Origin of the sequence: Corynebacterium sp. HMSC071B10, assembly GCF_001814825.1 — a bacterium.
Taxonomy (GTDB): Bacteria; Actinomycetota; Actinomycetes; order Mycobacteriales; family Mycobacteriaceae; genus Corynebacterium.
Map to the genome: position 1 here is coordinate 39,271 of NZ_KV817977.1, position 21,605 is coordinate 60,875.

The 21,605-nt window shown below is 62.4% G+C and carries 21 protein-coding genes and 1 CRISPR repeat array; of the genes, 11 read left to right on the forward strand and 10 right to left on the reverse strand.

Features of this window, described 5'->3' with window-relative positions; translation table 11 throughout:
• Positions 1 to 249: direct repeats of the CRISPR family, unit length 30 nt; unit sequence TGAAAGGCCGTCCCGTTAAGGACGGCGACT.
• A 190-nt stretch (positions 250 to 439) separates the two neighbouring features.
• From cas2 to csb2, 5 genes are read right to left on the reverse strand one after another with little or no spacing between them, the layout of a single operon-like run.
• The gene (gene cas2 / locus HMPREF2990_RS01840) at positions 440 to 742 is read right to left on the reverse strand and encodes a CRISPR-associated endonuclease Cas2 (protein WP_070762439.1); all 303 of its coding nucleotides are present in this window, start codon (positions 740 to 742) and stop codon (positions 440 to 442) included.
• A complete protein-coding gene (locus tag HMPREF2990_RS01845; protein ID WP_070762440.1) occupies positions 739 to 2,340 on the reverse strand; it encodes a CRISPR-associated endonuclease Cas4/Cas1 in 1,602 nt (533 codons plus the stop codon). Before HMPREF2990_RS01845 ends, cas2 begins: the two co-directional genes overlap by 4 nt.
• Positions 2,337 to 3,368, reverse strand: coding sequence for a hypothetical protein (locus HMPREF2990_RS01850; RefSeq protein ID WP_070762441.1), 1,032 nt, complete (start codon positions 3,366 to 3,368; stop codon positions 2,337 to 2,339). The genes HMPREF2990_RS01845 and HMPREF2990_RS01850 overlap by 4 nt, the downstream gene beginning before the upstream one ends.
• Positions 3,365 to 6,052: a type I-G CRISPR-associated helicase/endonuclease Cas3g gene (gene cas3u, locus HMPREF2990_RS01855; protein ID WP_070762442.1), complete on the reverse strand. Its 2,688-nt coding sequence runs from the start codon at positions 6,050 to 6,052 to the stop codon at positions 3,365 to 3,367. The genes HMPREF2990_RS01850 and cas3u overlap by 4 nt, the downstream gene beginning before the upstream one ends.
• Complete coding sequence (csb2, locus tag HMPREF2990_RS13305; RefSeq protein WP_083316943.1) at positions 6,049 to 6,777, reverse strand: type I-G CRISPR-associated protein Csb2; 729 nt, start codon at positions 6,775 to 6,777, stop codon at positions 6,049 to 6,051. The genes cas3u and csb2 overlap by 4 nt, the downstream gene beginning before the upstream one ends.
• 147 nt (positions 6,778 to 6,924) lie before the next feature.
• On the opposite strand from csb2, the gene HMPREF2990_RS12640 reads away from it, so the two are divergent.
• The 10 genes from HMPREF2990_RS12640 to HMPREF2990_RS01900 all read left to right on the forward strand — a co-directional run bounded on the left by HMPREF2990_RS12640 (position 6,925) and on the right by HMPREF2990_RS01900 (position 15,886).
• Entirely contained in the window at positions 6,925 to 7,296 is a 372-nt protein-coding gene (locus HMPREF2990_RS12640; protein WP_141757759.1) for a hypothetical protein, read from the forward strand.
• An 11-nt stretch (positions 7,297 to 7,307) separates the two neighbouring features.
• Positions 7,308 to 8,348 (forward strand): DUF3039 domain-containing protein, encoded by a 1,041-nt coding sequence (locus HMPREF2990_RS01860; RefSeq protein WP_083316944.1) that lies wholly within the window; start codon positions 7,308 to 7,310, stop codon positions 8,346 to 8,348.
• Positions 8,349 to 8,356: 8 nt separating this feature from the next.
• Positions 8,357 to 8,887: a flavodoxin domain-containing protein gene (locus HMPREF2990_RS01865; RefSeq protein WP_246817398.1), complete on the forward strand. Its 531-nt coding sequence runs from the start codon at positions 8,357 to 8,359 to the stop codon at positions 8,885 to 8,887.
• A 200-nt stretch (positions 8,888 to 9,087) separates the two neighbouring features.
• Entirely contained in the window at positions 9,088 to 11,934 is a 2,847-nt protein-coding gene (gene leuS / locus HMPREF2990_RS01870) for a leucine--tRNA ligase (protein WP_070762445.1), read from the forward strand.
• Between the two features lie 74 nt (positions 11,935 to 12,008).
• Positions 12,009 to 13,115: a DUF2189 domain-containing protein gene (locus HMPREF2990_RS01875; protein ID WP_070762446.1), complete on the forward strand. Its 1,107-nt coding sequence runs from the start codon at positions 12,009 to 12,011 to the stop codon at positions 13,113 to 13,115.
• A gap of 29 nt (positions 13,116 to 13,144) precedes the next feature.
• Complete coding sequence (locus HMPREF2990_RS01880) at positions 13,145 to 13,867, forward strand: hypothetical protein (protein WP_070762447.1); 723 nt, start codon at positions 13,145 to 13,147, stop codon at positions 13,865 to 13,867.
• A gap of 137 nt (positions 13,868 to 14,004) precedes the next feature.
• Positions 14,005 to 14,649: a hypothetical protein gene (locus HMPREF2990_RS01885; protein ID WP_070762448.1), complete on the forward strand. Its 645-nt coding sequence runs from the start codon at positions 14,005 to 14,007 to the stop codon at positions 14,647 to 14,649.
• 27 nt (positions 14,650 to 14,676) lie between these two features.
• On the forward strand, positions 14,677 to 15,162 hold the full coding sequence (locus tag HMPREF2990_RS01890; protein WP_070762449.1) for a VanZ family protein: 486 nt from the start codon (positions 14,677 to 14,679) through the stop codon (positions 15,160 to 15,162).
• Positions 15,163 to 15,176: 14 nt separating this feature from the next.
• A complete protein-coding gene (locus HMPREF2990_RS01895) occupies positions 15,177 to 15,563 on the forward strand; it encodes a YidH family protein (RefSeq protein ID WP_070762450.1) in 387 nt (128 codons plus the stop codon).
• The gene (locus tag HMPREF2990_RS01900; protein ID WP_070762451.1) at positions 15,560 to 15,886 is read left to right on the forward strand and encodes a DUF202 domain-containing protein; all 327 of its coding nucleotides are present in this window, start codon (positions 15,560 to 15,562) and stop codon (positions 15,884 to 15,886) included. Before HMPREF2990_RS01895 ends, HMPREF2990_RS01900 begins: the two co-directional genes overlap by 4 nt.
• A gap of 9 nt (positions 15,887 to 15,895) precedes the next feature.
• Here the strand turns inward: HMPREF2990_RS01900 and HMPREF2990_RS01905 are convergent, their stop codons facing one another.
• The 3 genes from HMPREF2990_RS01905 to HMPREF2990_RS01915 are packed head-to-tail and all read right to left on the reverse strand — an operon-like array spanning position 15,896 to position 18,650.
• Entirely contained in the window at positions 15,896 to 17,173 is a 1,278-nt protein-coding gene (locus HMPREF2990_RS01905) for an IS1096 element passenger TnpR family protein (protein ID WP_070762452.1), read from the reverse strand.
• Between the two features lie 38 nt (positions 17,174 to 17,211).
• The gene (locus HMPREF2990_RS01910; RefSeq protein WP_083316946.1) at positions 17,212 to 18,147 is read right to left on the reverse strand and encodes an SLAC1 family transporter; all 936 of its coding nucleotides are present in this window, start codon (positions 18,145 to 18,147) and stop codon (positions 17,212 to 17,214) included.
• On the reverse strand, positions 18,144 to 18,650 hold the full coding sequence (locus tag HMPREF2990_RS01915) for a pirin family protein (RefSeq protein ID WP_070762453.1): 507 nt from the start codon (positions 18,648 to 18,650) through the stop codon (positions 18,144 to 18,146). Before HMPREF2990_RS01915 ends, HMPREF2990_RS01910 begins: the two co-directional genes overlap by 4 nt.
• A gap of 18 nt (positions 18,651 to 18,668) precedes the next feature.
• Between HMPREF2990_RS01915 and HMPREF2990_RS01920 the strand changes: the two genes are divergently transcribed.
• Complete coding sequence (locus HMPREF2990_RS01920; RefSeq protein WP_246817399.1) at positions 18,669 to 19,847, forward strand: multidrug effflux MFS transporter; 1,179 nt, start codon at positions 18,669 to 18,671, stop codon at positions 19,845 to 19,847.
• Here the strand turns inward: HMPREF2990_RS01920 and HMPREF2990_RS01925 are convergent.
• Together HMPREF2990_RS01925 and HMPREF2990_RS01930 are read right to left on the reverse strand one after the other, a co-directional pair.
• Positions 19,840 to 20,439 carry a response regulator gene (locus tag HMPREF2990_RS01925; RefSeq protein WP_070762455.1) on the reverse strand — a complete coding sequence of 200 codons (600 nt, stop codon included), beginning with the start codon at positions 20,437 to 20,439 and terminating at the stop codon, positions 19,840 to 19,842. The two genes, HMPREF2990_RS01920 and HMPREF2990_RS01925, sit on opposite strands and share 8 nt — an antisense overlap.
• Positions 20,436 to 21,545: a sensor histidine kinase gene (locus tag HMPREF2990_RS01930; protein ID WP_070762456.1), complete on the reverse strand. Its 1,110-nt coding sequence runs from the start codon at positions 21,543 to 21,545 to the stop codon at positions 20,436 to 20,438. Before HMPREF2990_RS01930 ends, HMPREF2990_RS01925 begins: the two co-directional genes overlap by 4 nt.
• Positions 21,546 to 21,605 lie beyond the last annotated feature (60 nt).

The window sequence follows — 21,605 nt, forward strand, 5'->3', positions numbered from 1 at the left end:
TGAAAGGCCGTCCCGTTAAGGACGGCGACCCTCGGGTGGGATCGTGTAGGTGATTGTTCCGAGTTCCCTCAATGAAAGGCCGTCCCGTTAAGGACGGCGACTTGATCGTCCTCACTAGGTCATCCCAGTGCTCGACCCCTCAATGAAAGGCCGTCCCGTTAAGGACGGCGACTTGAGAGTGACCCGCTTACCGCGCCTAGTGTCGAGGCCCCCTCAATGAAAGGCCGTCCCGTTAAGGACGGCGACTGGGGCTGAAAAACAGCACCAGTGAACAGGGTAAATCCAGCGGTTTGCGAGCGCGAAGACAATTCTACAAGACGTTGCGCTTCAAAAATCATCCACTATTGAGTTCTCGATTTTGAGCAGGCGATTCACCGCGCGAGCGCAAGCCAAGGGTTTGCGTGACACCGGCGCGCTCGTAGCTTAGCCGCCAATTCTGCTAGAGAATCAGTGCGCCATTGTCTGTCACCTCCCGCGACTTTCCAAGATACCCAAACTTTGTTTCGCTCAGTTCCGCTACTCGGCCTAGGTCGCAGAAAAGAATGGCATCTTCACCCGGCTCGATAATCTTGTTCAGGCGGGACTTCACTTGTAGAAGGCGGGCGGGTGAAATATCCACAACAAAGACGCTGTACTGCACCCGGTCTCCGAATTCTGACAGTGCATCAGCGACGCGTGTGCGTCGACGATCATTGATGATGTCGTAACAGATAAGCGTTCGACGTGTATCGTCCCGACTCATCGAACCCTCACGCCTTCGTAGGATGGTTGGGATCCGGTGATGACGCCGAGCACCATCCTGGCCTGGATTTCTATTACCCGACGCCATGTCGCGTCGTAGCCAAAAAGGGGATGGCGAATGCTTGTCTGTACTCGACGTTCGAAGGCCGCAATCACTTTTCTTCTTGCCTTGTCGCGAAGGCGAGCAGCCCCGTTGACGTGGGTAAAGTCGCTAGCCTTAATCTCGCGCCGATTCACAAGGGAAAGCACCACAGAGTCAGCCAGCGGGGCTCGAAACTCCTCCATGAGATCCAGAGCGAGTGCGGGCTTGTTACGGCCGCTACTATGCAAGAACCCCGCGTGCGGGTCCAAACCGCAGCTGAGGATTGCTCGGAGTACTTCCGCCCTGAGCAAGCCATAGCAGTAATTCAGCAAGATGTTGAGCGGATCGCTTGCACCACGACCATGCCGTCCTTTCCACTGCCAACCAAGAGTTTCCATTTGTGCTGGGCGCAACATCGACCCGAATTCAAGGAAATACTGTGCAGCGGCATCTCCCTCGATCCCAAACAGCTCTGGTATATCTGCGGCCGTTGCTGCGCGCTCTGCCTCGGCCTGCAGATATCTGACTGCGTCAGGTGCGTCGCCGTTCCTTCGCAGCAGAGTAGCCTGATTCCAAATCTTCGCTTGGACCATTCCACGCGCAATCGGTAGACAACCTCGACTGCTCAGGACATGTTGCTCCACGCGAGCTCCGCCATTGGGGCCGTCGGCGGGTTTGGAGAATCCATAGACTCGTCCTGTTGAAGAACACCACACGACCGGTACGTTGTCCCAGAGGAGATTGCGGTGCAAGGCGCTAGAAAGATCGATGTTGCCATGGACTACAACTCCATGAACCCGGGCGAGTGGGGCATCTGCAAGTCTCTCACCGGATTTTTCTACGAGGACCCTTCCTTTGCGAATACTGGCGCGGGACCCCTGCACGGTGAGGTGTAGTACCTGACCATCGGGGTCAGCAGCATGGATGCGTCGTCTCGCGTTCCCACCGTGATGTTCATCGGGTAGGCAGATAGAAAAATGGGAGCATCGGGAGCACCGTTCATCGTCGAGAAGCGGAATAGGCGCATGCGTGGCATCAACGATCGCTCGAGTGCGTTCGATCGTTTCGGCGGCGACCTGGCTGTCTTCGTCAGTAAGCTCCACCTCGACCCGCCGACGGTGATCAGTGAAATATATCGACTGCTCGATCACATCAAAGCCTGCATCGCGCAAACACTCGCGCTGCAGCGCAAGTTGCAGACGATTGGCTGGGGTCACCTGGGCCTTACGTCGAACCGGTGTTGCCTTATGCTCGACTAGCCCGACCTCGTTGCCCTCGAATACCTCGACTACATCAGCTTTTCCAACGATGCCGAGACGCTCCGAGCGCAAGGGATAAGACGTCAAACGGTGTGTGCGTGAGTGGGCTACGGTGTCGACCGCTTCGTGAGCGTTATCTCCGGCCTGCATCTGATACGTCAGCGTTGACTCGCCATTTGCCTCCAGCCAGGCCTTTCTCTCGCAAAACGCAGTATGAAGGACGAGGCTAATCGGCAAGAAGTCTTCTTCCCGTGTCACAACAGGCGGACCTTTCCGCTTTCGAAGTAGCGCTCAGGTGCTAAAGAGCTACCTCCGAGATGGACTCGGAACACAGCGGCTGCGGGCGCACCGAACTGCCGAAGCGCAGTAATCGCGCTGTCGTGCAGCAAACTCTCCGGAGTTCGGCCGATTTCCTCGGCACCAAAAGCGTTGACCACGGACGCCCACTCCTGAGAGAGCACAATGCTTTCGAACCTCTCGGGGGTCAAAGGAATGGTTGGTACGGGAAGCACGGCTACCTTCGTGTGCAGCGCTGTGTCCGGATAGGCACACGGAGTGAGCGCCATTTGCTGTGCGCGTGCGCTCACTGGAAATTGTCCGATACCGATGAGCGCTGCAAAGGCAAGGGCCAAGTCTGTCCGTGCCGGGGGAGTAAAACCCGAAGGCGTTCTGGAAGCATCTTCACCGAAAGGATCTTCAACGCGCTGGCCTGTCAATCCGGCCAGAATATCCTTGGTATCCCAATCGCTCAGGGCCTCGACATACTTGAAGAGCTTCTGCGAGACGAACTCTTCACCTTGATTGCGGGTCTTCATCTCCCACCGGGAGGCACCGTGATCAGGTCGAGGGTCTTTTCCGTCGAACCTCCAGTAAGCGGCTTCTCCCAGGGAGTGAATGAATTGCAACGCCAAGTGGTCATCATCAACGGACAACTTATCGAGAGCAGCGGTACGTGCTTGCTGATGTTTAGGCCAATCATCTGGGTTCTTGCGGGGATCAATTTGCTTGAACCTGGGGCTGAACGGGGAAAACTCGCCTACCGCATATTGGACTCGGATGCTCGTCCACCCCTGGTACCACGACTGGCTCAGGCGCTTAATCTCTATTGCGATATCCTCAGGAGCAATGTCCTCTGTTCCCAGGACGCCTCGGGGCGTTGGTTCGTTGTTCCAATGAGTGGTGACTACACCGTCACTCAGCGACCGTGCGAGGAGACTCAGCCCAGCAAGGGCGAAATGAGATAAACCGGAATATACATTCCCTGCAACTACGAGACTGTGTTTCATCGTCCTTCTCCTGAAATCTGCGCGTCCGCTGCGCGCTCGAGCGCTTCGCAAGCAGCCAGGGCGTAGGCACCGTATTCCCTTGTGAGCTTGCGTACTTGGCTTTCCCACTGACCCTGTGTGAACAACTTCTGTGCGGTTGCGGATCCAACAAGGAGTTCTTCACCAACTTGGGGGAATAAGTCTCGTCCGCGCCCGTGGCTCGCGCCAACAATGTGTACAACCAGCTCGTCGACGCGCTCGTCTCCTTGGAGACGAAGGTCTTCAGCCATAGCTGCAGAGAGCTGTTCATGCCGCCACCCAACAGGCAAACCACTTCCAGCCTTTGCTCGCTGGATCTCTTGTCGGCTCCGGGTACGGCTCTTAGCCCATGGTTGGTCAAGGTCGAGGTTTCCCAACATTCGCTGAAAGCGGGGATCGCGCTTGCCCTCGTCGTGAAGCAAGCTCGCTGTAACCACCCGGTCTGCAAGAGCTGGATTGACACTCAGGGAATCGCAGATAATCCGCGCCCGCTCAGCTACGTCAGTCTGGTGCTGGGTCAGAGAGGGCGGTGGGGTGTTTTTGTCCACACGAGGTGACCATTCCTGCACCGTCTCGGCATCAGTGCGCAGCGTTTGCGAATCCCGGCGGAGAATCCAAGCGGCAAGGTCGCCTCGCGGGTCCTCGATCGACGATGCAGAAACTTCGATACTCATGCCAGCTTCGGCGTCACCAGGAAAGCGGTCGTACCATAATTCCAGAAACTCAGCTGGGGTCATCGAGCTTGCTGCTCGGAAGAGATCGAGGTCAAGGTCTTCCTCATCGGGCAAGTAAACGGTGACTCCGTCCGCTGGAACTTCATCCGGCAGTTGCTCGTCCTCAGCTGGAATCGTCAGCACGCCCTGGGTAGTGAACGGTAGCTGATCGCTTACGATGAGTGTATCGCCTGGCTTGATCTCATTCGGCTCGTCAAGGAGCTCAATGTCGCCTGCGCGATACACCAACAGCAACGTAGCTGCGTGCCGTTCCTCGCTGTCTTGCTGGAGCTTGACGGCGAGGTCTCTGACGGTAGATATCGACCCCGGGAAAACCTCTTCAGCTCGAGGTGGCAAAGCCTCAAGCAGTTCTACGGTTGCTTCCTGCGTTTGCGGGAGCTTTTTGCGCAAAACTACGCCAGCGGTAGGGGCTTCTGCTTCTAGAGAGTCCCGAAGCCAGAAATCAAGCTCGATCGGGTTCGCACGACGCTCGGCTGACTTCGCGAGTAGCTCGACATCTCGGTACTCCAAACGCTGATAGAGCAGTCGTGTAGGCGTTGTCGCAGGGGCTGGGTTCGAAGCGAGCAGCGCAGGATTTATGTCAGCGCCGCTTTCGAAGGCCGTAAGCCATCGAAAAGCGTCGTGGAGGTCGGCCCCTTGGTATGGTGCGAATTCTTTATTTGCCGCAGGCGGAGCAACCGGCTCAAGAATTGCTAGCTCAGATGTGTCGTATTTTCCGAGGCGGTTGACACGTCCGCTGCGTTGTTGAATTGCCGTAGCTGGTGCTAGTTCGGTGACCATGTATTGGAAATCAACGTCTACTCCAACCTCAAGCGTTTGCGTTGCAACAACGACGTCAACCTGCTTGTTTCCAGTAGGAGTAAGCACGCCCGGGTAGTCTTCTTCGAGTTTTTGGAGGTCAAATGGGCGCAAGCGGCCCACGAGGAGGATATACCGTACTTTCTTCCTCTTGAGCGCGTTGGCTACTTTGAGCGCCGTATCTACGTGGTTCACGATGCAACCAATCGGACCGACGCGATTGTCTTCTTCCAGCCATGCGTGAATCTGCTCGAGTGCACCGTCCACTACGCCACGGTTTGCCTTCCTGCCATTCCACTTGGGGGTTTGGAGGTGTTTCAACTGCTTCGTCGCATGGAGCCTGCGTTGCAGGGCTGCATCTCGGCTTGCGTCGAGCGTATTGGGGTCTACCCCGATCACCGACAAATCTTCAGACTGGTTTGCGGGAGTTGCTGTCGTTTCGACGACTTGGAGCGCAGGGAGACCAGTGTCTGCACCAGCTAACTGAATTTCCCTGATTCGGCGTGCAGTGATTAACAGTTGACGGTTCAAGTGTGCCTCGTCGAGCACAATCACCGAGTCACTCGTGACAAGAGTAGTTTCTCTGGGACGAGCGTACCTCGTCGAACCATACCCCTGGAAGAGTGCGCGTGAACCCCACATGTCTGGTGTTGAGGCAATGACAGCACAGCTCGCAAGGTCACTTACCGGCAGTGACCGTGAGCTGAGCCCGCCGCGTAATACAGACACGATGCATGGCGTGTTACCGCCGACGGGTACCAGGCTACGTAATGCGTCTGCAACCTTGCGTACTACGTCTGGGTGGTTACCGTCATCGGTAGTGCTTTCTGTTAATGCCCGTTGTATCTCGAGGGCACGTTGGTACTGGTTGTCCACGAGGCCTCGACGATTCACCACTGTGTGTAATCTGCGTGGGACGCGCGGAGCTTCCCCTGCCGCAAACAGGGCATTCGCGAAAATGTGGACGTCGACAACTGAAGATTTCCCTGCACCAGTTGGGGCCGCGATTTGGTCTGGCCATCGCCCGGTACGCACAATGTATTCGAGAAGCTCACACTGCCATGAAAATGGAACGTGTCCGTCGTTCATGGCCGCGAAAAACTCGTCGAAATTACTCAGAGTTAACTTCGTCATGGCTTTTCTCCTGGGATTTCTGACGAATTGAGGTTGATATCCAATGGGCGGAGGAGGCCACCGCCAAGGTGCCTGGATTGACCGAGCATGACCGCGGCCTGAGGGCCTGCGAGATCACCTAAGTCGAGCACCGCGCGGTAAGGCTGCACTGGGACGCTTTCGTGCGAATGATGCGCAAAGTCACGAACGTGCCGAGTAACTGCGTGCGTGTCGAGGGCAGAGACTCCCCTGCGCGCAGCCTGATCGTGGAGATCTATGTAGCGCGTTGGTCCGCTTCCGGTAAGGGTGAAGTCGTTCCGCCACACATAAGCTGCGGAAAGCAAAGCGGAATCGCCCAACGACCATTCGCTACCATTGCGGCGGATGCGTCGTACCTCAGGCACGATCGGCATCTCCGTTTCCCATAGCCGGTAGGCACCGGGTTCTGGAGCTGGCCAAAAGCGCGTTCCTGAGCGTGTCTCATTGGAAAACCGAATACGGATCTTGCCGAGGCGCCTTGACCAAAGCTCGCGAATATCCACTGCTCGCTGGACTTGGAGAAGCTCCTCCGGTGTTGCATCGGACGGCACGAAGAGTCCAAGAAGAGGGCCGTCCTTGTTCAGCAATTGAGCGAGACGTGGGGGCAGGTACTGGATTGCAAGCCGATTTGGAGGCTGTTTGATCCCGTGCGGCCATGCGGCGAAGTGCTCGGCCCATGGCTTCGCTACGCGTAGAGAGATCCTCAATGAAAGGCCGCATGGCTAGAGCCAGACTACATCGTTCCCCTGTGGGGCAGGGAGCTCTAGGTGTTTGCGGCTTTGAGGACTTCCTTCAAGCGTCTTCCGTGGTTAAGATGGTCAGCGCAGAAGCGAAATAGAAACGGGGTGTGAAAGATGGCTCAAGAAGTGCACAGTGTGGATCCTTCCCTTACTGCACCAGACGTGCTGGCCCGTGCTGCGGAAAGCAGTGTGGAGGGTGCTGTTGCAGTGACGTCGATGGCTAGCAGCTGTGGGTTGGACGAGCTGCCGGCCTGGCTGAGCCTGAACGCTGCAGCATCCCTTCTTGGTTTGAGCGTCCTGCATGTTCGTTTGCTGGGGCGTGACGGGAAAGTGATGCTGCGGTCCACTCGCGATGGCGTTGAGGTGGAAACCGCCTCTGTGCTCTCTAGGCTCCCGGACACGATACGAAGCCGTGAGATCTTTGCGCGCCACGCCGCCCATCCTGATGAGCTTGTTGCGTCGGCAGTTGCATCGCTATCTGAATAACATTATTTCCCATGGCTCTTCCAGCACGGCTCACAATTTACTGCGCGACACAAGACCTCAGACTTGAAAGTTGGGACAGCGCTGGGCCGATTGGCGGTGTATCCACGCAGGTAGAGCACCCCGTGCTCGAGCATGCTAACGCGATTTTTGCGCCGGACCGTGACTACGCCAAGGCTCCGGCAAAAATCAGCGGAGTGCGTCCCACCTGTTACAAAGTGAAGACTTCTCGGTACCGTGGGGTGGCCTTTATGGATCCGGACGGGCAAGTGTGGGTGGTTTCAGCCGGAATCCGAAAAGGCGTGGATCGTGACGATTTCTATCAGCGGTTTATGCGCCGCAGTGAGATTGACCCGCAGTGGTGGCTCCCTACTCCTGTGGATCGCGCATTGCTTGAGAAAGAGAAGAAAACAGATCGCCTACTTGCTTGGCGGAGACGCCTCTTTGATCAGGTTGAGTCTGCGATGGCGTATTTCAGTGACGAGCCATACGGCGGCTGCGCCGACCCCGTTTTCTCGGTGGATCTGAACGAAATTACACAGTTTTTGGATCTCTCTAGTCTCAACACAACTCTCCCCGCAGTGACAATACGGCTGATCTCCCTGGGCGAGGAAGAGCGTCTGGGTATCGAATTACAACTTGAGCAGCATCATGACGAAAGAACGCAATCACTCTGTCAGCTTGGGATAGAGACAATCGCCGCTGCCATACATGATGGTGAGCAGGATTGGTCGAAAGACGGCCTGACGGAAATGGGGCAGCCACAGTTTGTTCTGGAGTTTGGGGGAGAGATAACGCTTGACTCCGTGCTACGTGGGGATCGAAGCGCAAAACCACCGGCATGGTTTAGGCCGGGTAGCGTGCACCATCTCGTTGCTGAAGAGATAGCACAGTCGCACGTTCGTACTGTGTCAGACGCCATCGTCCAAGGTAATCCAGTTTTTGCGCTGTGCGGGACGGTGTTTGTGCCGCGTCAAGATCACCAAAGACTTGCCGCGTGTCCTCGGTGCGCGCGGATTCAAGGCCTGCTAGAGCAATCCGAATCGAAAGAATGAAGGTACCTATGCACATCTACTTCTCCTCCGTCTACGGTTCAACGCGGCAGTACGCTGAAGAGCTCGCGCGTCGTCTCGGCACGACCGCGCAGGAGATTTCCGACCCCGCCGAAGTGTCCGCGGCCGCCGAAGAAGGCCCCATTATCGTCCTCGCGCCGGCGCACGGGCCGATGAACGCTGCGGCCAAGTTCGCAAAAGCGCTACCTGAGCAGACGCTCCAGGCCCGCTCCACCTGCGTCGTCACGGTGGGGATGACGCTGGACCACGTCGTGCAGGAGACCGACCCGACGGCAGAGCTGCTCGGCGACCGGGCCAGCCGCATCAAACGTTTCTACCTGCCCGGCCGCCTGAACTACTCTGAACTCAGCAAGGCTCACCTAGGCGTGATGCGGGGGATCATTAGTGCGCTCAAGCTGAAGCCGCGGAAGTCGGAGAACGAGCGCGCGATGATTGAGGGCTACAAGAAGGACATCGATCGCGTTGATCTTTCACGCCTCGACGAGATTGTTGCGTGGTGCGAGGCGTCAGAAAACAAATAAAAAGAGATAAAAGATATCGCAACAATTCGCCTACCAGCCAAAACGTCGAAAACCGGCCCCAAAATCCGCCCCTATATCTTTCCTATATCTTTTTGCGCTCACAAAACGGCGAAAAAAGAATTTGCTGGGAAAACGTGGGCGGCGTAGCCGTCGATAAGCAATCGCCCCTCTGCACGGGTGGCCTACTACACTGCATACCTATGACTGAGGCGAATACTCCCGCGAACTCCCACACCGACGGCCCCGCGTACCGCTACGGCGCGGCGCTGGCTAATGACATTGAGCAGCGTTGGCAGGCGTACTGGCGCGAGCACGGCACCTTTAACGCTCCGAACCCGGTCGGCGACCTGGCTACCGGCGGGGAGCTGCCGAAGGAGAAGCTCAACGTCCAGGACATGTTCCCGTACCCCTCGGGCGCGGGCCTGCACGTGGGGCACCCGCTGGGCTACATCGCTACCGACGTCTACGCTCGCTACAACCGCATGCTGGGCAAGAACGTCCTGCACACGCTGGGCTACGACGCCTTCGGTCTGCCGGCGGAGCAGTACGCCATCCAGACGGGTACGCACCCGCGGACGACGACGGAGAAGAACATTGAGAACATGACCCGCCAGCTGGATCAGCTGGGCCTGGGCCATGATCGCCGTCGCTCGGTGGCCACGACGGATCCAGAGTTTTACAAGTGGACGCAGTGGATCTTCCTGCAGATTTATAACGCCTGGTTTGATGAGGAGCAGCAGAAGGCCCGCCCGATCGAGGATCTGGTGCGGGACCTGATGTCGGGGGCTCGCACAACGAAGGACGGTCGCAACTTCCGCGACCTGACCACGGCGGAAAAGCACAAGGCTATCGACGCCTTCCGGTTGGTCTACCTCGATGAGTCCATGGTCAACTGGTGCCCGGGCCTGGGCACGGTCCTGGCCAACGAGGAGGTCACGGCGGACGGGCGTTCGGAGCGTGGCAACTTCCCGGTCTTCCGCAAGCGTCTGCGCCAGTGGATGATGCGCATCACCGCCTACTCGGATCGCCTGCTGGATGATCTGGAGCTGCTCGACTGGCCGGAGAAGGTCAAGAGCATGCAGCGCAACTGGATCGGCCGCTCCCGCGGCGCCGACGTCAACTTCGCCTCCCCGGCGGGCGACCTCACCGTCTTCACCACCCGTCCGGACACGCTGTTCGGCGCGACCTACATGGTGCTCGCGCCGGAGCACGAGCTTGTCGACGAGCTGCTGGCCGACACGTACCCCGAGGGCACCGACGAGCGCTGGACCTACGGCAAGGCCACTCCGCGCGAGGCGGTGGACGCTTACAAGCGCGCGATCGCCGCGAAGTCGGATGTGGAGCGTCAGGAGAATAAGGAGAAGACGGGCGTCTTCCTCGGTACGTACGCCACCAACCCGGTGAATGGTCAGCAGGTGCCGATCTTCATCGCGGATTACGTGCTCACCGGCTACGGCACGGGCGCGATCATGGCGGTGCCGGCGCACGACGAGCGCGACTACGAGTTCGCCACCGTCTTCGGCCTGCCGATTGTCCCGGTACTCGATGGCGACGTCTCCGAGGAGGCGTTCACCGGCGACGCCGCCCACATCAACTCGGCCAACGAAGACGGCCTGGACCTGAACGGCCTGGGTAAGGCGGAGGCGATTGAGCGGGTGCTGGCGTGGATCGTCGAGAAGCAAAAGGGCGCGGAGAAGATCCAGTACAAGTTGCGCGACTGGCTGTTCGCCCGCCAGCGCTACTGGGGCGAGCCCTTCCCGATTGTGTACGACGAGAACGGCCAGGCGCACTCCATCCCGGAGGATCAGCTGCCGGTCGAACTGCCGGACGTGGAGGACTACAAGCCGGTGTCCTTCGACCCTGACGACGCGGATTCGGAGCCCTCGCCGCCGCTGGCGAAGGCGAAGGACTGGGTCGAGGTGCGCATGGACCTGGGCGAGGGCGAGCGGACCTACTGGCGCGACACGAACGTCATGCCGCAGTGGGCCGGTTCCTCCTGGTACCAGCTGCGCTACGTCGACCCGACCAACGACAACGCCTTCTGCGACCTGGAGAACGAGCGCTACTGGACGGGCCCGCGCGGCGAGAACGACCCGGGCGGCGTGGACCTCTACGTCGGCGGCGTGGAGCACGCGGTGCTGCACCTGCTCTACGCCCGCTTCTGGCACAAGGTGCTCTATGACCTGGGCTTTGTCACCTCGAAGGAGCCGTACCGCCGCCTGTTCAACCAGGGCTACATCCAGGCTTATGCCTACACGGATTCCCGCGGCGTGTACGTCCCGGCGGCCGAGGTGGAGGAGAAGGACGGCAAGTTCTTCTACGACGGCGCCGAGGTCAACCGCGAGTACGGCAAGATGGGCAAGTCACTGAAGAATGCGGTGGCCCCGGACGACATCGCCGCCGACTTCGGCGCGGACACCCTGCGCGTCTACGAAATGTCGATGGGCCCGCTGGACACTTCCCGCCCGTGGGCGACGAAGGACGTCGTCGGCGCGCACCGCTTCCTGCAGCGCCTGTGGCGCCTGGTGGTCAACGAGGAAACCGGCGAGGTCACCGTCACCGACGATGAGCTTTCCGAGGACGACGCCAAGCAGCTGCACCGCATCATCGCGGGCGTGCGCGAGGACTACGAGCACCTGCGCGATAACACGGTGGTGGCCAAGCTGATCGAGTATGTCAACTACCTCACCAAGACCTACCCGGACAGCGCCCCGCGCGCCGCGGTGACTCCGCTGGTGCAGATGGTTGCGCCGGTCGCCCCGCACATCGCCGAGGAGCTGTGGGCGAAGCTCGGCCACACCGACACGCTCACGTTCGAGCCGTTCCCCACCTTCGACGAGGCGCTGCTTACCGACGACACCGTCGAAGTCCCCGTCCAAATCAATGGCAAGGTCAAGGCGCGCATCGATGTCGCCGTCGACGCTTCCAAGGAGGACATGGAGCGCACTGCGCTTGCCGACGCTCGCGTGTCCGAACTCACCGACGGCAAAACCATCGTGAAGACGATCGTGGTGCCGGGCCGCATGGTCAACCTTGTGGTGAAGTAGGGGAGAAGTAGGCGACTCCTGTCCGCTTCCTGTGTGTCGGCGGTGTGGCTAAAACGGCTGTTATTATCGGCCGCATGACTACACCGAACGACGGAAATACCAACCCGAACGGCACAGGCGGGTCGAGCCCCTACGGGGGCTTCGAGCCGTACCCGGATAACCCGGCGGGCAGCCACCCTGAGAACGCAGGAAACGCTGGTGCTTCAGCGTGGCCCGGGTCTGAGCAGAGCTCGTACGGTCAGAACGGATACGACCAGAACGCCTACGGCCAAAACAGCTACGACCAGCAGAGCTTCGACCAGTTCGACGTCAACGCCGCAGCCGGTGCCGCAGGTGCTACCGCGCTGCGTTACCACGGTCAGCAGCTTGTCGACGGCACGTACGGCGACGGCACCACCCCGCACCCGATCAACGACCCGGCCAACAACGGCTTCACGCACACCAAGGGCACGGGCAAGCTCCGCGTGATGGAGGCGCTGTCCTGGGCGTTTAAGACCACGTCTGGCAACTGGCAGACCTGGCTGCTCTTCGGCCTGCTCGCGGCAGTGTTCATGGCGGCGAGCGCCTTTGAGCCGACTGGCCTGCTCAGCCTGCTCTCCATCTTCATTTACCCGCTGGTGTGGTCGGCGGGACTGCAGCAGACGCTGTCGCGCAAGTTCAGCCTGGGCCAGGTGAAGGCCCCCACCTACGGCAAGACACTCGGCATCTCTGTCGTCATGGGCCTGATCATGTTTGCGGTGATGTTCGTCGTTGCACTGATTGCGGGCATCGGCATCTTCTCTAGCCTGGACCCGAGCACGCTGCCGGACGATCTCGCAGTGATTGAAGAGGATCCGATGGCCATTGGGCCACTGGTGAGCCGCCTCGCCGGCCTGATTGGCGTCATCCTGCTGGTCGCGCTGTTGGTCGCCCCGTTCTTCGCTATGCAGACCTTCTACGCTGCTGACAACGCCGGTTCCTTCGGCGAGGCGATGAAGGCGGGCTTCGCCGCGGGCAAGCGCAACTACCTGCCGCTGCTGGGCATGTCGCTTCTGAATGGCCTGCTGATCGGCTTCGGCTCGCTGCTGGCCTTCGTTGGCCTGATCGTCACTGCACCGGTGGTCATCCTGGCCATGGCGCACGCCTACCGTCAGATCTCCGGCGGACCGGTCCCAGCCGAGTCCGCGCCGCAGACCTACTAAGCAGACGGCCCCAACTCATCCCAGTACCCATGGACACCCCACAGACGAGGCTGATCCGCGGCTTCGCCGTGCTTCCGGCCTACGCCTGGGCCGCCCGCGAGTTGGTCGCGGGCTGGCGGCTGTGGGTACCCATCATGCTGGTCGTCTGTCTGCTCGCCGCGGCCCTGCCACTGTTGGGCGGGATCTTCATGCCCGTGCTGCTTGCAGTGGCGGTGCAGCACTCGGCCAACCCGAACCTGGAGCTTGGGCAGGTCACCTACTCCAGCTGTTTCCGCGTCATCGTCATGGCCGCAGTCTTCGCCGGCTTTACCGCGATCTACGCGCTCATGACCTTCGGCATTTTCCTCGCGGTCGGGCTGCGGGACTTCCCCGCATCCTCGCCCTCGAACGTCGCCTACGGGCTCCTTGAGCCCGAACTCTTCTTGCTCTACTTCGCCGTCGGCCTCTTCGCCGTGGTGCTCGCGCTGTGCGCGTTTATCTTCACCTTTGCGGCCGACGAGCGCTTCACACTCACAGAGGCCGCCACCTTAGGTCTGGCCGCGAGCGCGAAGAACCTGGACAAGGTGCTCCTCGCACTCCTCATCGCCGTGATCTCCTTCGCGGTCGGCGTCTACCTGCGCACCCTCATCCCGGGCGAAGCCGCCCGCCTGTCCGCGATCATCTGGGTGCCGATCATCGCGTTTGTCTCACTCGCTTTCGCGCACGGCTACCGCCAGGTAGCGGCGCAAGTAGCGCCACAGCCGCGCCACTAACCCCGTGCGCCACCCGCACGACCCACACACGGGATCTTCTTGCTAACTTTTAAGGTATGCGCCCCGAGACCAGTACCCTGCCCGCACCTCACACCATCAGCGCGGGTTCGGCACTCGCATGGGCCTGGCGCGCAACGATGAAAAACAGGACCACCTGGGTGGTCCTCACCGCCGTCGGCCTGGCCGCCGTCGTGCTCAGCTTCCTGCTCCTACCGGTGACGACTCCGCTGGTCATCGCCGCGCTCATCCTCCCGCTCGGCTCGGTCAACGTGCTGCGGCAGGCCCGCCAGACCCGCTTCCGGCTGGGCGACGTGCGCGCCACCGAGTACCAGGAAACGCTGCTGACCTCCCTGTTCATCGTCGCCGCCTGCATGGCGGTCTTCGTCGCGTGGTCCACCCTGATCACCGGCGGGTTAGCCGACCTCTTTACGGCGCGCGACTTCAACGAGGGCGCGCCCTTCTACCAGACCGGCGTGTTCTGGCTGCTTGCAGGCGGGATCCTCGGGATCAACCTGCTCACCCCGCTGCTTTCCATGGTCATGCTGTACGCGGCCGACGCAATGAGCGTGTGGGAGGCCGCCCGCCCCGGCTACCGCGCCGCGAAGCGCAACTATGGCCCGCTGCTGCTCATAAGCCTCGCCGCGACGGCCCTGAACCTGGTGGGTCTCGCGCTCGCCGTCGTCGGCCTGCTCATCACCCTGCCTATCGGGGCGCTCGCGTTCGGGCACGCCTACCTCCAGGTCTCGAGTCAACCGCTTCCCGAGAAAGCTACCAGTAAGTAGCCAGCTTGTGGCGCTATTGTCGCGTGGGTGAAAATCTCCCGCGCTCTGCACACGCTCGCCCTGCTGGTCAGCGTGGTGTTCGTGCTCGCCTTTACCGTCGGTAAGGCCTACATTTCCGTCCCCGGGGTGTGGGACGCCGAGGCGCACCAGATCCAGCAGATCCGCCTCGACCCGCTCGTCTCCTTCGAGCACTACCGCGTCTGGTGGGGTCCCTGGTTCAACCTGTTTGGCAACCTCGCCCTCTTCTTCCCCGTGGGCTATCTCGCTTATCGACGCTCCGTTTTCGCCACCACCTGCTTCTGCTTCCTCGCCAGCCTCTCCGTCGAGACCGCGCAGTACCTGCTTGCGGCGGGCTACAGCGATATGGACGATCTGCTCTTTAACACCGCAGGCGGCTGGCTCGGCGCCTACGTTGCGCGCCTGCACAAGTCGCCCACCACGGTGTGGCTGTTCATCGCGTGCGCGGTGGTGATCCTCGTTCCCTACTTCGCGCTGGGCGTTGCGCCTCGGTAGGTAGGGTGGGTGGCATGAGCCAAGCACCGACCCCGCCGGACCCTTCGCGCGGCTGGTTTACGCGCGCGGTGTTTCCCGACGGCACGGAGCCGGACCCGCGCTTTACCCTGGCCAACGAGCGCACCTTCCTCGCCTGGACGCGCACCGCCCTGGCATTCCTCGCCGGCGGGATCGCGATCGAGGCCTTCGACCTGCCCGGCATCGATCCCGCAACCCGCACGGTGATCGCGGCGCTGATCGTGGTGCTGGCCATGGCGATCTCGCTGGGCGCGGCGATTCGCTGGGTGCGCCTCGAGCGCGCGCTGCGCCACGGCCGCCCGCTGCCATCGCCCGCGATCGTGCCGGTGCTGGGCGTCGGCATCTTCATCGCCGCCGTCGTCGTACTGGTGAGCTTGACATGACCCGCCAGATCCCCGTCGCGGATCCGGGCCTGCAGCCGGAGCGCACCGCTTTATCTTGGGGGCGCACCGCGCTGGCCATGCTGGTGTGCTCCTCGGTACTGATGCGCTGGTCAAGCGCGTACCCCGGCGTCATCTTCACCGTAATCGTGCTGCTAGCGCTAGTCGCTGCGGTGATCATCGCGATGAACCGGCGCTTCTACCGGCACGACGCCGTCCAACTGGCCAACGAGCGCTCCGCGCCGAACACGCCCGCGGTCGCAGCGATGACGCTCGCAATGTGCGTGCTCGGCGGGCTGGGGCTCTACGTCGTCCTCGTGGCCTAAAGTTTCCCCCTAAAGTTTCCCCCGATTCAGCACCGCGGTGAGCTCCCCGGTAATCACGTTGACATCGCCCATCTCGAACACCCCGCCCAGAACCATGAGGGTGTCCAGGGCATCGTCGATCAAGGGCGAGGCGGGGCCACGCAGGTCGCCGGTGAGGAACTCCACGACCATGTCCCAGGTCCAGTCGCCGAAGTACTCAGCGCACGCGTCGGCAAATTCCGCCTCACGGCCCGCGATCGACGGGTTCGCAAGGAACGCCTCGCCCGCCGGGGTGCGCACGAGTGAGTTGCCCACCCGGGTGAGAAAGCCCAACTTTTCCAGCAGGAAGCGCCCGAACACGATGGCATCCCACGTGTCCTCGCGGGGCTGGGAGAGGTACGAGGGGAGCTCGAGGACGTCGATAAGCGAGCGCACAATATTGACCTTCAGCTTGCCGCGCGTGGTCAGGGGGGCTCTCTCCCCGAGCGTCTCCAGGTATTGGGCAAGGACTGGGGAGAAGCCCTTCGGCGCGTGCATATCGACGGCCCCGTCACCGACGGGCACCATGGTGTCCTCGAAGAACTCCTGGAAGGCCGCGATGAGCGTGGGGTTGCTGTGCGGGTTGGGGTCCGTGTCCAGGATTTCCTTGAGGTCGGGGCGCTGTTCGATGAAGGCGTCGAGAAGCATGGTCAGATCCTGGTCCGGCAGGTCATCGAAGTGAGGCGGCTGCGCGCTCGGCACGTCGAGCTCCTCGCCCACGAAACCCATGCGGGTGGCCACCGCGACCTGGTCGACCACGCTGAGCCGGTCGAGCATCCGATCCGGGGTCATCACCGGCAGGCACCCGAGTAGCAGCGGGGTGATCTCCATATTCGGCGGCAGCCCGGCCGCCAAGTTGCGGGCCTCCTCGTGCAGGCGCGTCATCATCTCCGGGCCGTTGGCAGTCTCCACTACGTCCGGGCCCTGCGCGTGCACGAGCAGCGGGGTGGGACCCTCCAAGCCGGATTGGCCGATGCGGCGGACGTTCACGTTCCAATTGGCTGCCGGGTCGTAGACGTAGAGCAACGGCGGCATGTCGCCGACCTGCATCGAGCTCATGGAGCGCTCGCCCGGGCCGGGGTTTTCCGCGAACACCTCCCGCTTCGTCTCGTCCTGGTGGATGAAGAGGTGCCCGGCGGCGCCGGAGAACCCGAGCGAGGCGTCGATAATCTGCGCCAGGCGACTCAAGTCCAAGTCGGATTCCACATTCACGCACCGACTGATCTCGGGTCGGGCCCCCTCCACGGTGAACAGCATTGTGACGATCATGCCCACCAGCCTACGTGCCGCAGCGCGGCCTCACAGGCTTAGCGCCGGAGCGCAACCCACCAGGAAAGAAAACGCGCGGCGCACAGGCACCAGTGCACAATCAGCAGCGCGGGCAGCACCGTGGCAACCGCGCTGAGCCAGTCCAAGTCCCACGCCTGCGCCAGCGAGTAGCCACCCACCCCGATCGCCCCGGTGGGAAACGTCGAGGCCCACCAGGCTGGCGAGTAGTCCACCCACTTGAGCACGGCGGGGTAGAAGTGCCACATAGCAAACAGCGCCATGGGGATGGCCAGGATAAGCAGGGCGCTGCCCACCAGGATCTCCACGCGGGTGCCAAACAGCAGCGCGATCGCGGAGGTGGACTGGCCCACCACCCCCAGCGGGATCCAGGTTGTCGCTGCGGCAGGGCCCGCGATGTCGGCCTCGCTGCGAAACGCCGCGATGTAGACGCGGATGAACAGTGGGTAGGCGGCGACAACAGCCAGGATCATAAAACCAATCCCCAGCGCCCAATAGGCGCGCTGCCCGGTCAGCTCGGCGATCGAGCCCGCGGTATTCGACGCCATAATGGGCCCCACCAGCGGCAGCCCCCACGCAAAGTTCGGCGTGCCGCTAAAGCGCCGCAGCTGGTTCGCGTACGCCACCAGGCACAGTGGCGCGCCGACCCAAAAGCCTAAAAGAATGCACCAGTGCGCGCCCGTGAGCTTGGTCCACGCGGTGCCGAGCGCCATGATGCCGATAAACCACATCGCCCACGGCGCCATGAGGTCCTGGTGAAAGCGCGGAGTGCGGTAGACGGCGAAGCCAACCAACAACACCACGAAGATCACCGCGCCCAGGATGGCAAAGGGCCAGGCCACAAGATGCAGCCCGCTGGTGAGCATCAGCGTTGCCATCAGGGAGGTACCCATGAGGCTGCCGCCCCACGCGGGCCCCGGCGGCGGCAGGGTGTCGAAGGTGAGCCCGCGGTTCATCGAGCAGACGCCGGGCGTGAGCCCAAGACCACAGCTACCGCCTGCTGCGTCGCCGTGTTCTTTAACGCGTGGGTCGCGTGTCCTGCCCGCGTGCGCCCAAAGGACCCGGCGGGCACGGCGACGTTGTCAAAGCGCAAGCCCTCGGTGCAGGCCACCATCGCGTACGCGAGCTCCTCGTCGCAGGCAAAGGCGATCTCCGCGCCGGGTTCCACAACCAGCACGGCCGCGCACAACCCCTCCGGAAGCGACAACGGCGAGCGCTGCCCAAACAGCGAGCCAGCCAACACATAGGCTTCGCCGCTCACCCGCGTGGTCACCGAGCGCAGCGTGAAAGACTCCGGGGTAAACGACCCAGAGGCCGCAGGACCCTCGTAGTCCAGCTCCAGCTCGCCGAAGCGCACGGTCGTGCCCGCGACCTCAACAATGCCCTCCGAAGCATCCGCGCGCGAAGGCAGCGCGATGCCGCTCCATGCGCCCACTACGTTGCTCATCTCGGTGCTCATACGGGTATGGTACCTGCCGTGCAAAAACTTTCACCCGGGCTGTTGGTGGCCCTCGCGTTCTTCTCCTCGGTCGCCCCGTTCGGCATCGACATGTATCTGCCGGCCATGCCCACGATCACAGAGGAGCTGGGCACCACTCCGGCTATCGCGCAGCTGACCATTTCCGGGTTCATGCTGGGCATGGCGCTGGGCAACCTGGTCTTCGGCGCGATCTCTGATAGCACGGGACGAAAGTCACCAATCGTGGCGGCCTCCGCGGTCTTCCTCGCGGCGTCGGTTGCCTGTGCGCTCGCGCCGGGTATCTGGCCGCTCATCGTCGCCCGCTTCATCCAGGGTCTGGCCGCGGGCTGCCTGGAGGCTGTCTCGCGCGCGGTGGTACCGGACGTCTCTCACGGCAAGCAAGCGGCGCGCGCGTTTTCTGGGCTGATGGCGCTGACCGGTTTTGTCCCGGCGATTGCCCCGATCATCGGCGGCACCATGTTGCCCGTCGTCGGCTGGCGCGGCGTGTTCTGGCTGCTTGTGGCCTTAAACGTCATCCAGGCGATCCTCGCTTTCCGCATGCCGGAAACCCTGCCCGAGGAGAAGCGCTCGGCGGGCGTGCTGCGCTCGATGTTCCCCCGCATGTGGCTGTGCCTGCGCCGCCCCGCGTTCGTCGGCTACATGCTCGCCGGCAGCCTGGGCTTCGGCGCGCTGTTCGCCTACATCGCGGCATCGCCGCTGGTCTTGCAGTCGCAGCTAGGCCTCGGCAGCACAGCCTACGGCCTGATTTTCGGCGGCATGGCCCTGCTCATCCCGGTCTCCAATACGCTGAATATGCGCGCCCTGCGCGCCAAACACCCGCGCTCGTTGCTCATCGGGGCCCTGCTTATCGACGCCTGCGTCGCCCTCATCCTCATCACCTTCGCACTGACCAACCCGACCCTGTGGGCGCTGCCCTTCTTCGCCGTCTTGTCGCTGATGGGCGGGTTCATCATGGCCAACGCCTCCGCGCTCGCGGTGGAGGAAGTCCGTGACATCGGCACCGGCGCGGGCTCGGGCGCGTTGGGTTTCTGCCAGTTCATTATCGCCGCGGCGATGCCCCCGCTCGTCGCCTTGGGGGCGAACCACATGCTTTCCATGGCGCTGGGCACGCTCGGCTGCGCGGTGCTTGCCGCGGCGGCCGTGCTCGGTCTGACAAAGCAGCGCGAGTTTAAATAATGCGGCGCTCCCGGGCCTTGTCCACCGCCGCGGTCCGGTTATCCACGCCCAGCTTGGAGTAGATGTGGATCAGGTGCGTCTTCACGGTCGCCTCCGAGATGAAGAGGCTGGCCGCCAGCTGCTTATTCGACGCCCCGGTCTGCAAAGCCTTGAGGATCTCAATCTCGCGCGCCGAGAGCGCCTCCTCCGGCCGCATCACGCGCTCGGCGAGCACGCCCGCCACCTGGGCGGAGAGCACGCGCTCCCGGTTAGACGCCTTGACCACCGCGTCGTGCAGCTCGTCCTCGGGCGCGTCCTTGAGTAGGTAGCCCAGCGCGCCCGCCTCCACCGCGGCCACTACGTCGGCCTGCGTGTCGTAGGTGGTCAGGATGAGCACTGGCGGCCCGCCCGCGGCGACGGCGCGCCGGGTGACCTCGATGCCGTCCACGTTGGGCATCTGGATATCAGTGACAATCACGTCGACGCCCGCGGGGATCTCCGCCGTACCGTCCGCGCCTTCGGCGACGACCTCGATGTCCCCAAAGGAGTCGAGGACTGCGCGGAGTCCGGCGCGGACGACCGGGTGGTCGTCGATAAGCATGACCCGAATCATTGTGCCTCCTTGAGTTGGGCGGGAATGGTGGCCGCGAGCACATTGCCCTCGACCGAAAGCTCGCCGCCGGCCTCCTCGACGCGGGCGCGCAGGCCGCGCAGCCCGAAGCCCTCCTTGCCGGACATGCCGCGGCCGTTATCAAAGACGTCGACGGTGATTGTCTCCCCCAGCTTATCCACCGTGACCACCGCCTTGGTGGCCTGCGCGTGGCGCACCACGTTGCTCAAGCCCTCGCGCACCACGCGCTCGGCCACCTCCGCGGCCGGGCCCACCACGTCGACCACGCTGACCTGCACCTCGAGTGGCTCGCCGAGCGCGCGCTGCCGGTCCTCGGCCGCCTTCGCCAGCTCGCGGACCTGCTCGGGCAGGGTGCGTCGCGGTGGCTGGTGGGAGCCGCCCTCGGCGTTGACGGCGACAAAGCGGCGCGCCTCCGCCAGGTTTTCCGCCGCGACCTCGCGGATGGTGGTGAGGGTCTCGCGCGCAGCGTCCGCGGTGGCGTCGTCAAGCTGCTTGTCCAGCGCCCGGCCGAGCAACACGATGGAGCTTAAGCCCTGCGCCATCGTGTCGTGCACCTCGCGCGAGAGGCGGGCGCGCTCCTCCGCAGCACCCCGGGAGCGCTCCGCCACCTCCAGCTCGAGCGCGAGCTGCTTGTAGTGCTCGGCCTCCCCGCGCAGCATGGTGTAGGAGTGGACGATGATCACCGCCAGCACCGTGCCGATGGCCGGGCCGATCGCCCCGCTGATGCCCGAATCGGGCACCGTAATGGCCAGGGTGGCGGCGAGCAGTACTGCGGACAGCGCCAGGCCGGCGGCTGTGGGCAGCAGGAACACGCCGAGCATGACCAGGGGGAACTCCAGCCACACGTAGGCTTCGGAGCGGTAGGCCAGCCAGCCCCACAGCGCGACGATGACGGCCAGCCACGCCCAGGTTGCGCGCGTGCTGAATTCCACCCCGCGGTTATAGGGCGCGGTGCCGGCGAGGTAGCACGCGCCGAAGACTAACGCGAGCGGGTCGAAGTCGGCGATGAGTCCTACCAGCAGCAGGACCGCGACGAGGATGTGCAGGCTCACGCGCAGCACGGCGAGGATTCGGTTGGTGTATTGCACGCGTCCAAGCCTAACGGCGTTTGCGTTCCACCCAGCCCGGTCGGGCAGGAATCAACCGAA

Bases quoted from the DNA above. Each gene is read 5' to 3' on its own strand.
- cas2 (WP_070762439.1), bottom strand. From the start codon at position 742: ATGAGTCGGGACGATACACGTCGAACGCTTATCTGTTACGACATCATC.
- HMPREF2990_RS01850 (WP_070762441.1), bottom strand. From the start codon at position 3,368: ATGAAACACAGTCTCGTAGTTGCAGGGAATGTATATTCCGGTTTATCT.
- cas3u (WP_070762442.1), bottom strand. From the start codon at position 6,052: ATGACGAAGTTAACTCTGAGTAATTTCGACGAGTTTTTCGCGGCCATG.
- HMPREF2990_RS12640 (WP_141757759.1), top strand. From the start codon at position 6,925: ATGGCTCAAGAAGTGCACAGTGTGGATCCTTCCCTTACTGCACCAGAC.
- HMPREF2990_RS01860 (WP_083316944.1), top strand. From the start codon at position 7,308: ATGGCTCTTCCAGCACGGCTCACAATTTACTGCGCGACACAAGACCTC.
- HMPREF2990_RS01865 (WP_246817398.1), top strand. From the start codon at position 8,357: ATGCACATCTACTTCTCCTCCGTCTACGGTTCAACGCGGCAGTACGCT.
- leuS (WP_070762445.1), top strand. From the start codon at position 9,088: ATGACTGAGGCGAATACTCCCGCGAACTCCCACACCGACGGCCCCGCG.
- HMPREF2990_RS01875 (WP_070762446.1), top strand. From the start codon at position 12,009: ATGACTACACCGAACGACGGAAATACCAACCCGAACGGCACAGGCGGG.
- HMPREF2990_RS01880 (WP_070762447.1), top strand. From the start codon at position 13,145: ATGGACACCCCACAGACGAGGCTGATCCGCGGCTTCGCCGTGCTTCCG.
- HMPREF2990_RS01885 (WP_070762448.1), top strand. From the start codon at position 14,005: ATGAAAAACAGGACCACCTGGGTGGTCCTCACCGCCGTCGGCCTGGCC.
- HMPREF2990_RS01895 (WP_070762450.1), top strand. From the start codon at position 15,177: ATGAGCCAAGCACCGACCCCGCCGGACCCTTCGCGCGGCTGGTTTACG.
- HMPREF2990_RS01900 (WP_070762451.1), top strand. From the start codon at position 15,560: ATGACCCGCCAGATCCCCGTCGCGGATCCGGGCCTGCAGCCGGAGCGC.
- HMPREF2990_RS01905 (WP_070762452.1), bottom strand. From the start codon at position 17,173: ATGATCGTCACAATGCTGTTCACCGTGGAGGGGGCCCGACCCGAGATC.
- HMPREF2990_RS01910 (WP_083316946.1), bottom strand. From the start codon at position 18,147: ATGAACCGCGGGCTCACCTTCGACACCCTGCCGCCGCCGGGGCCCGCG.
- HMPREF2990_RS01915 (WP_070762453.1), bottom strand. From the start codon at position 18,650: ATGAGCACCGAGATGAGCAACGTAGTGGGCGCATGGAGCGGCATCGCG.
- HMPREF2990_RS01925 (WP_070762455.1), bottom strand. From the start codon at position 20,439: ATGATTCGGGTCATGCTTATCGACGACCACCCGGTCGTCCGCGCCGGA.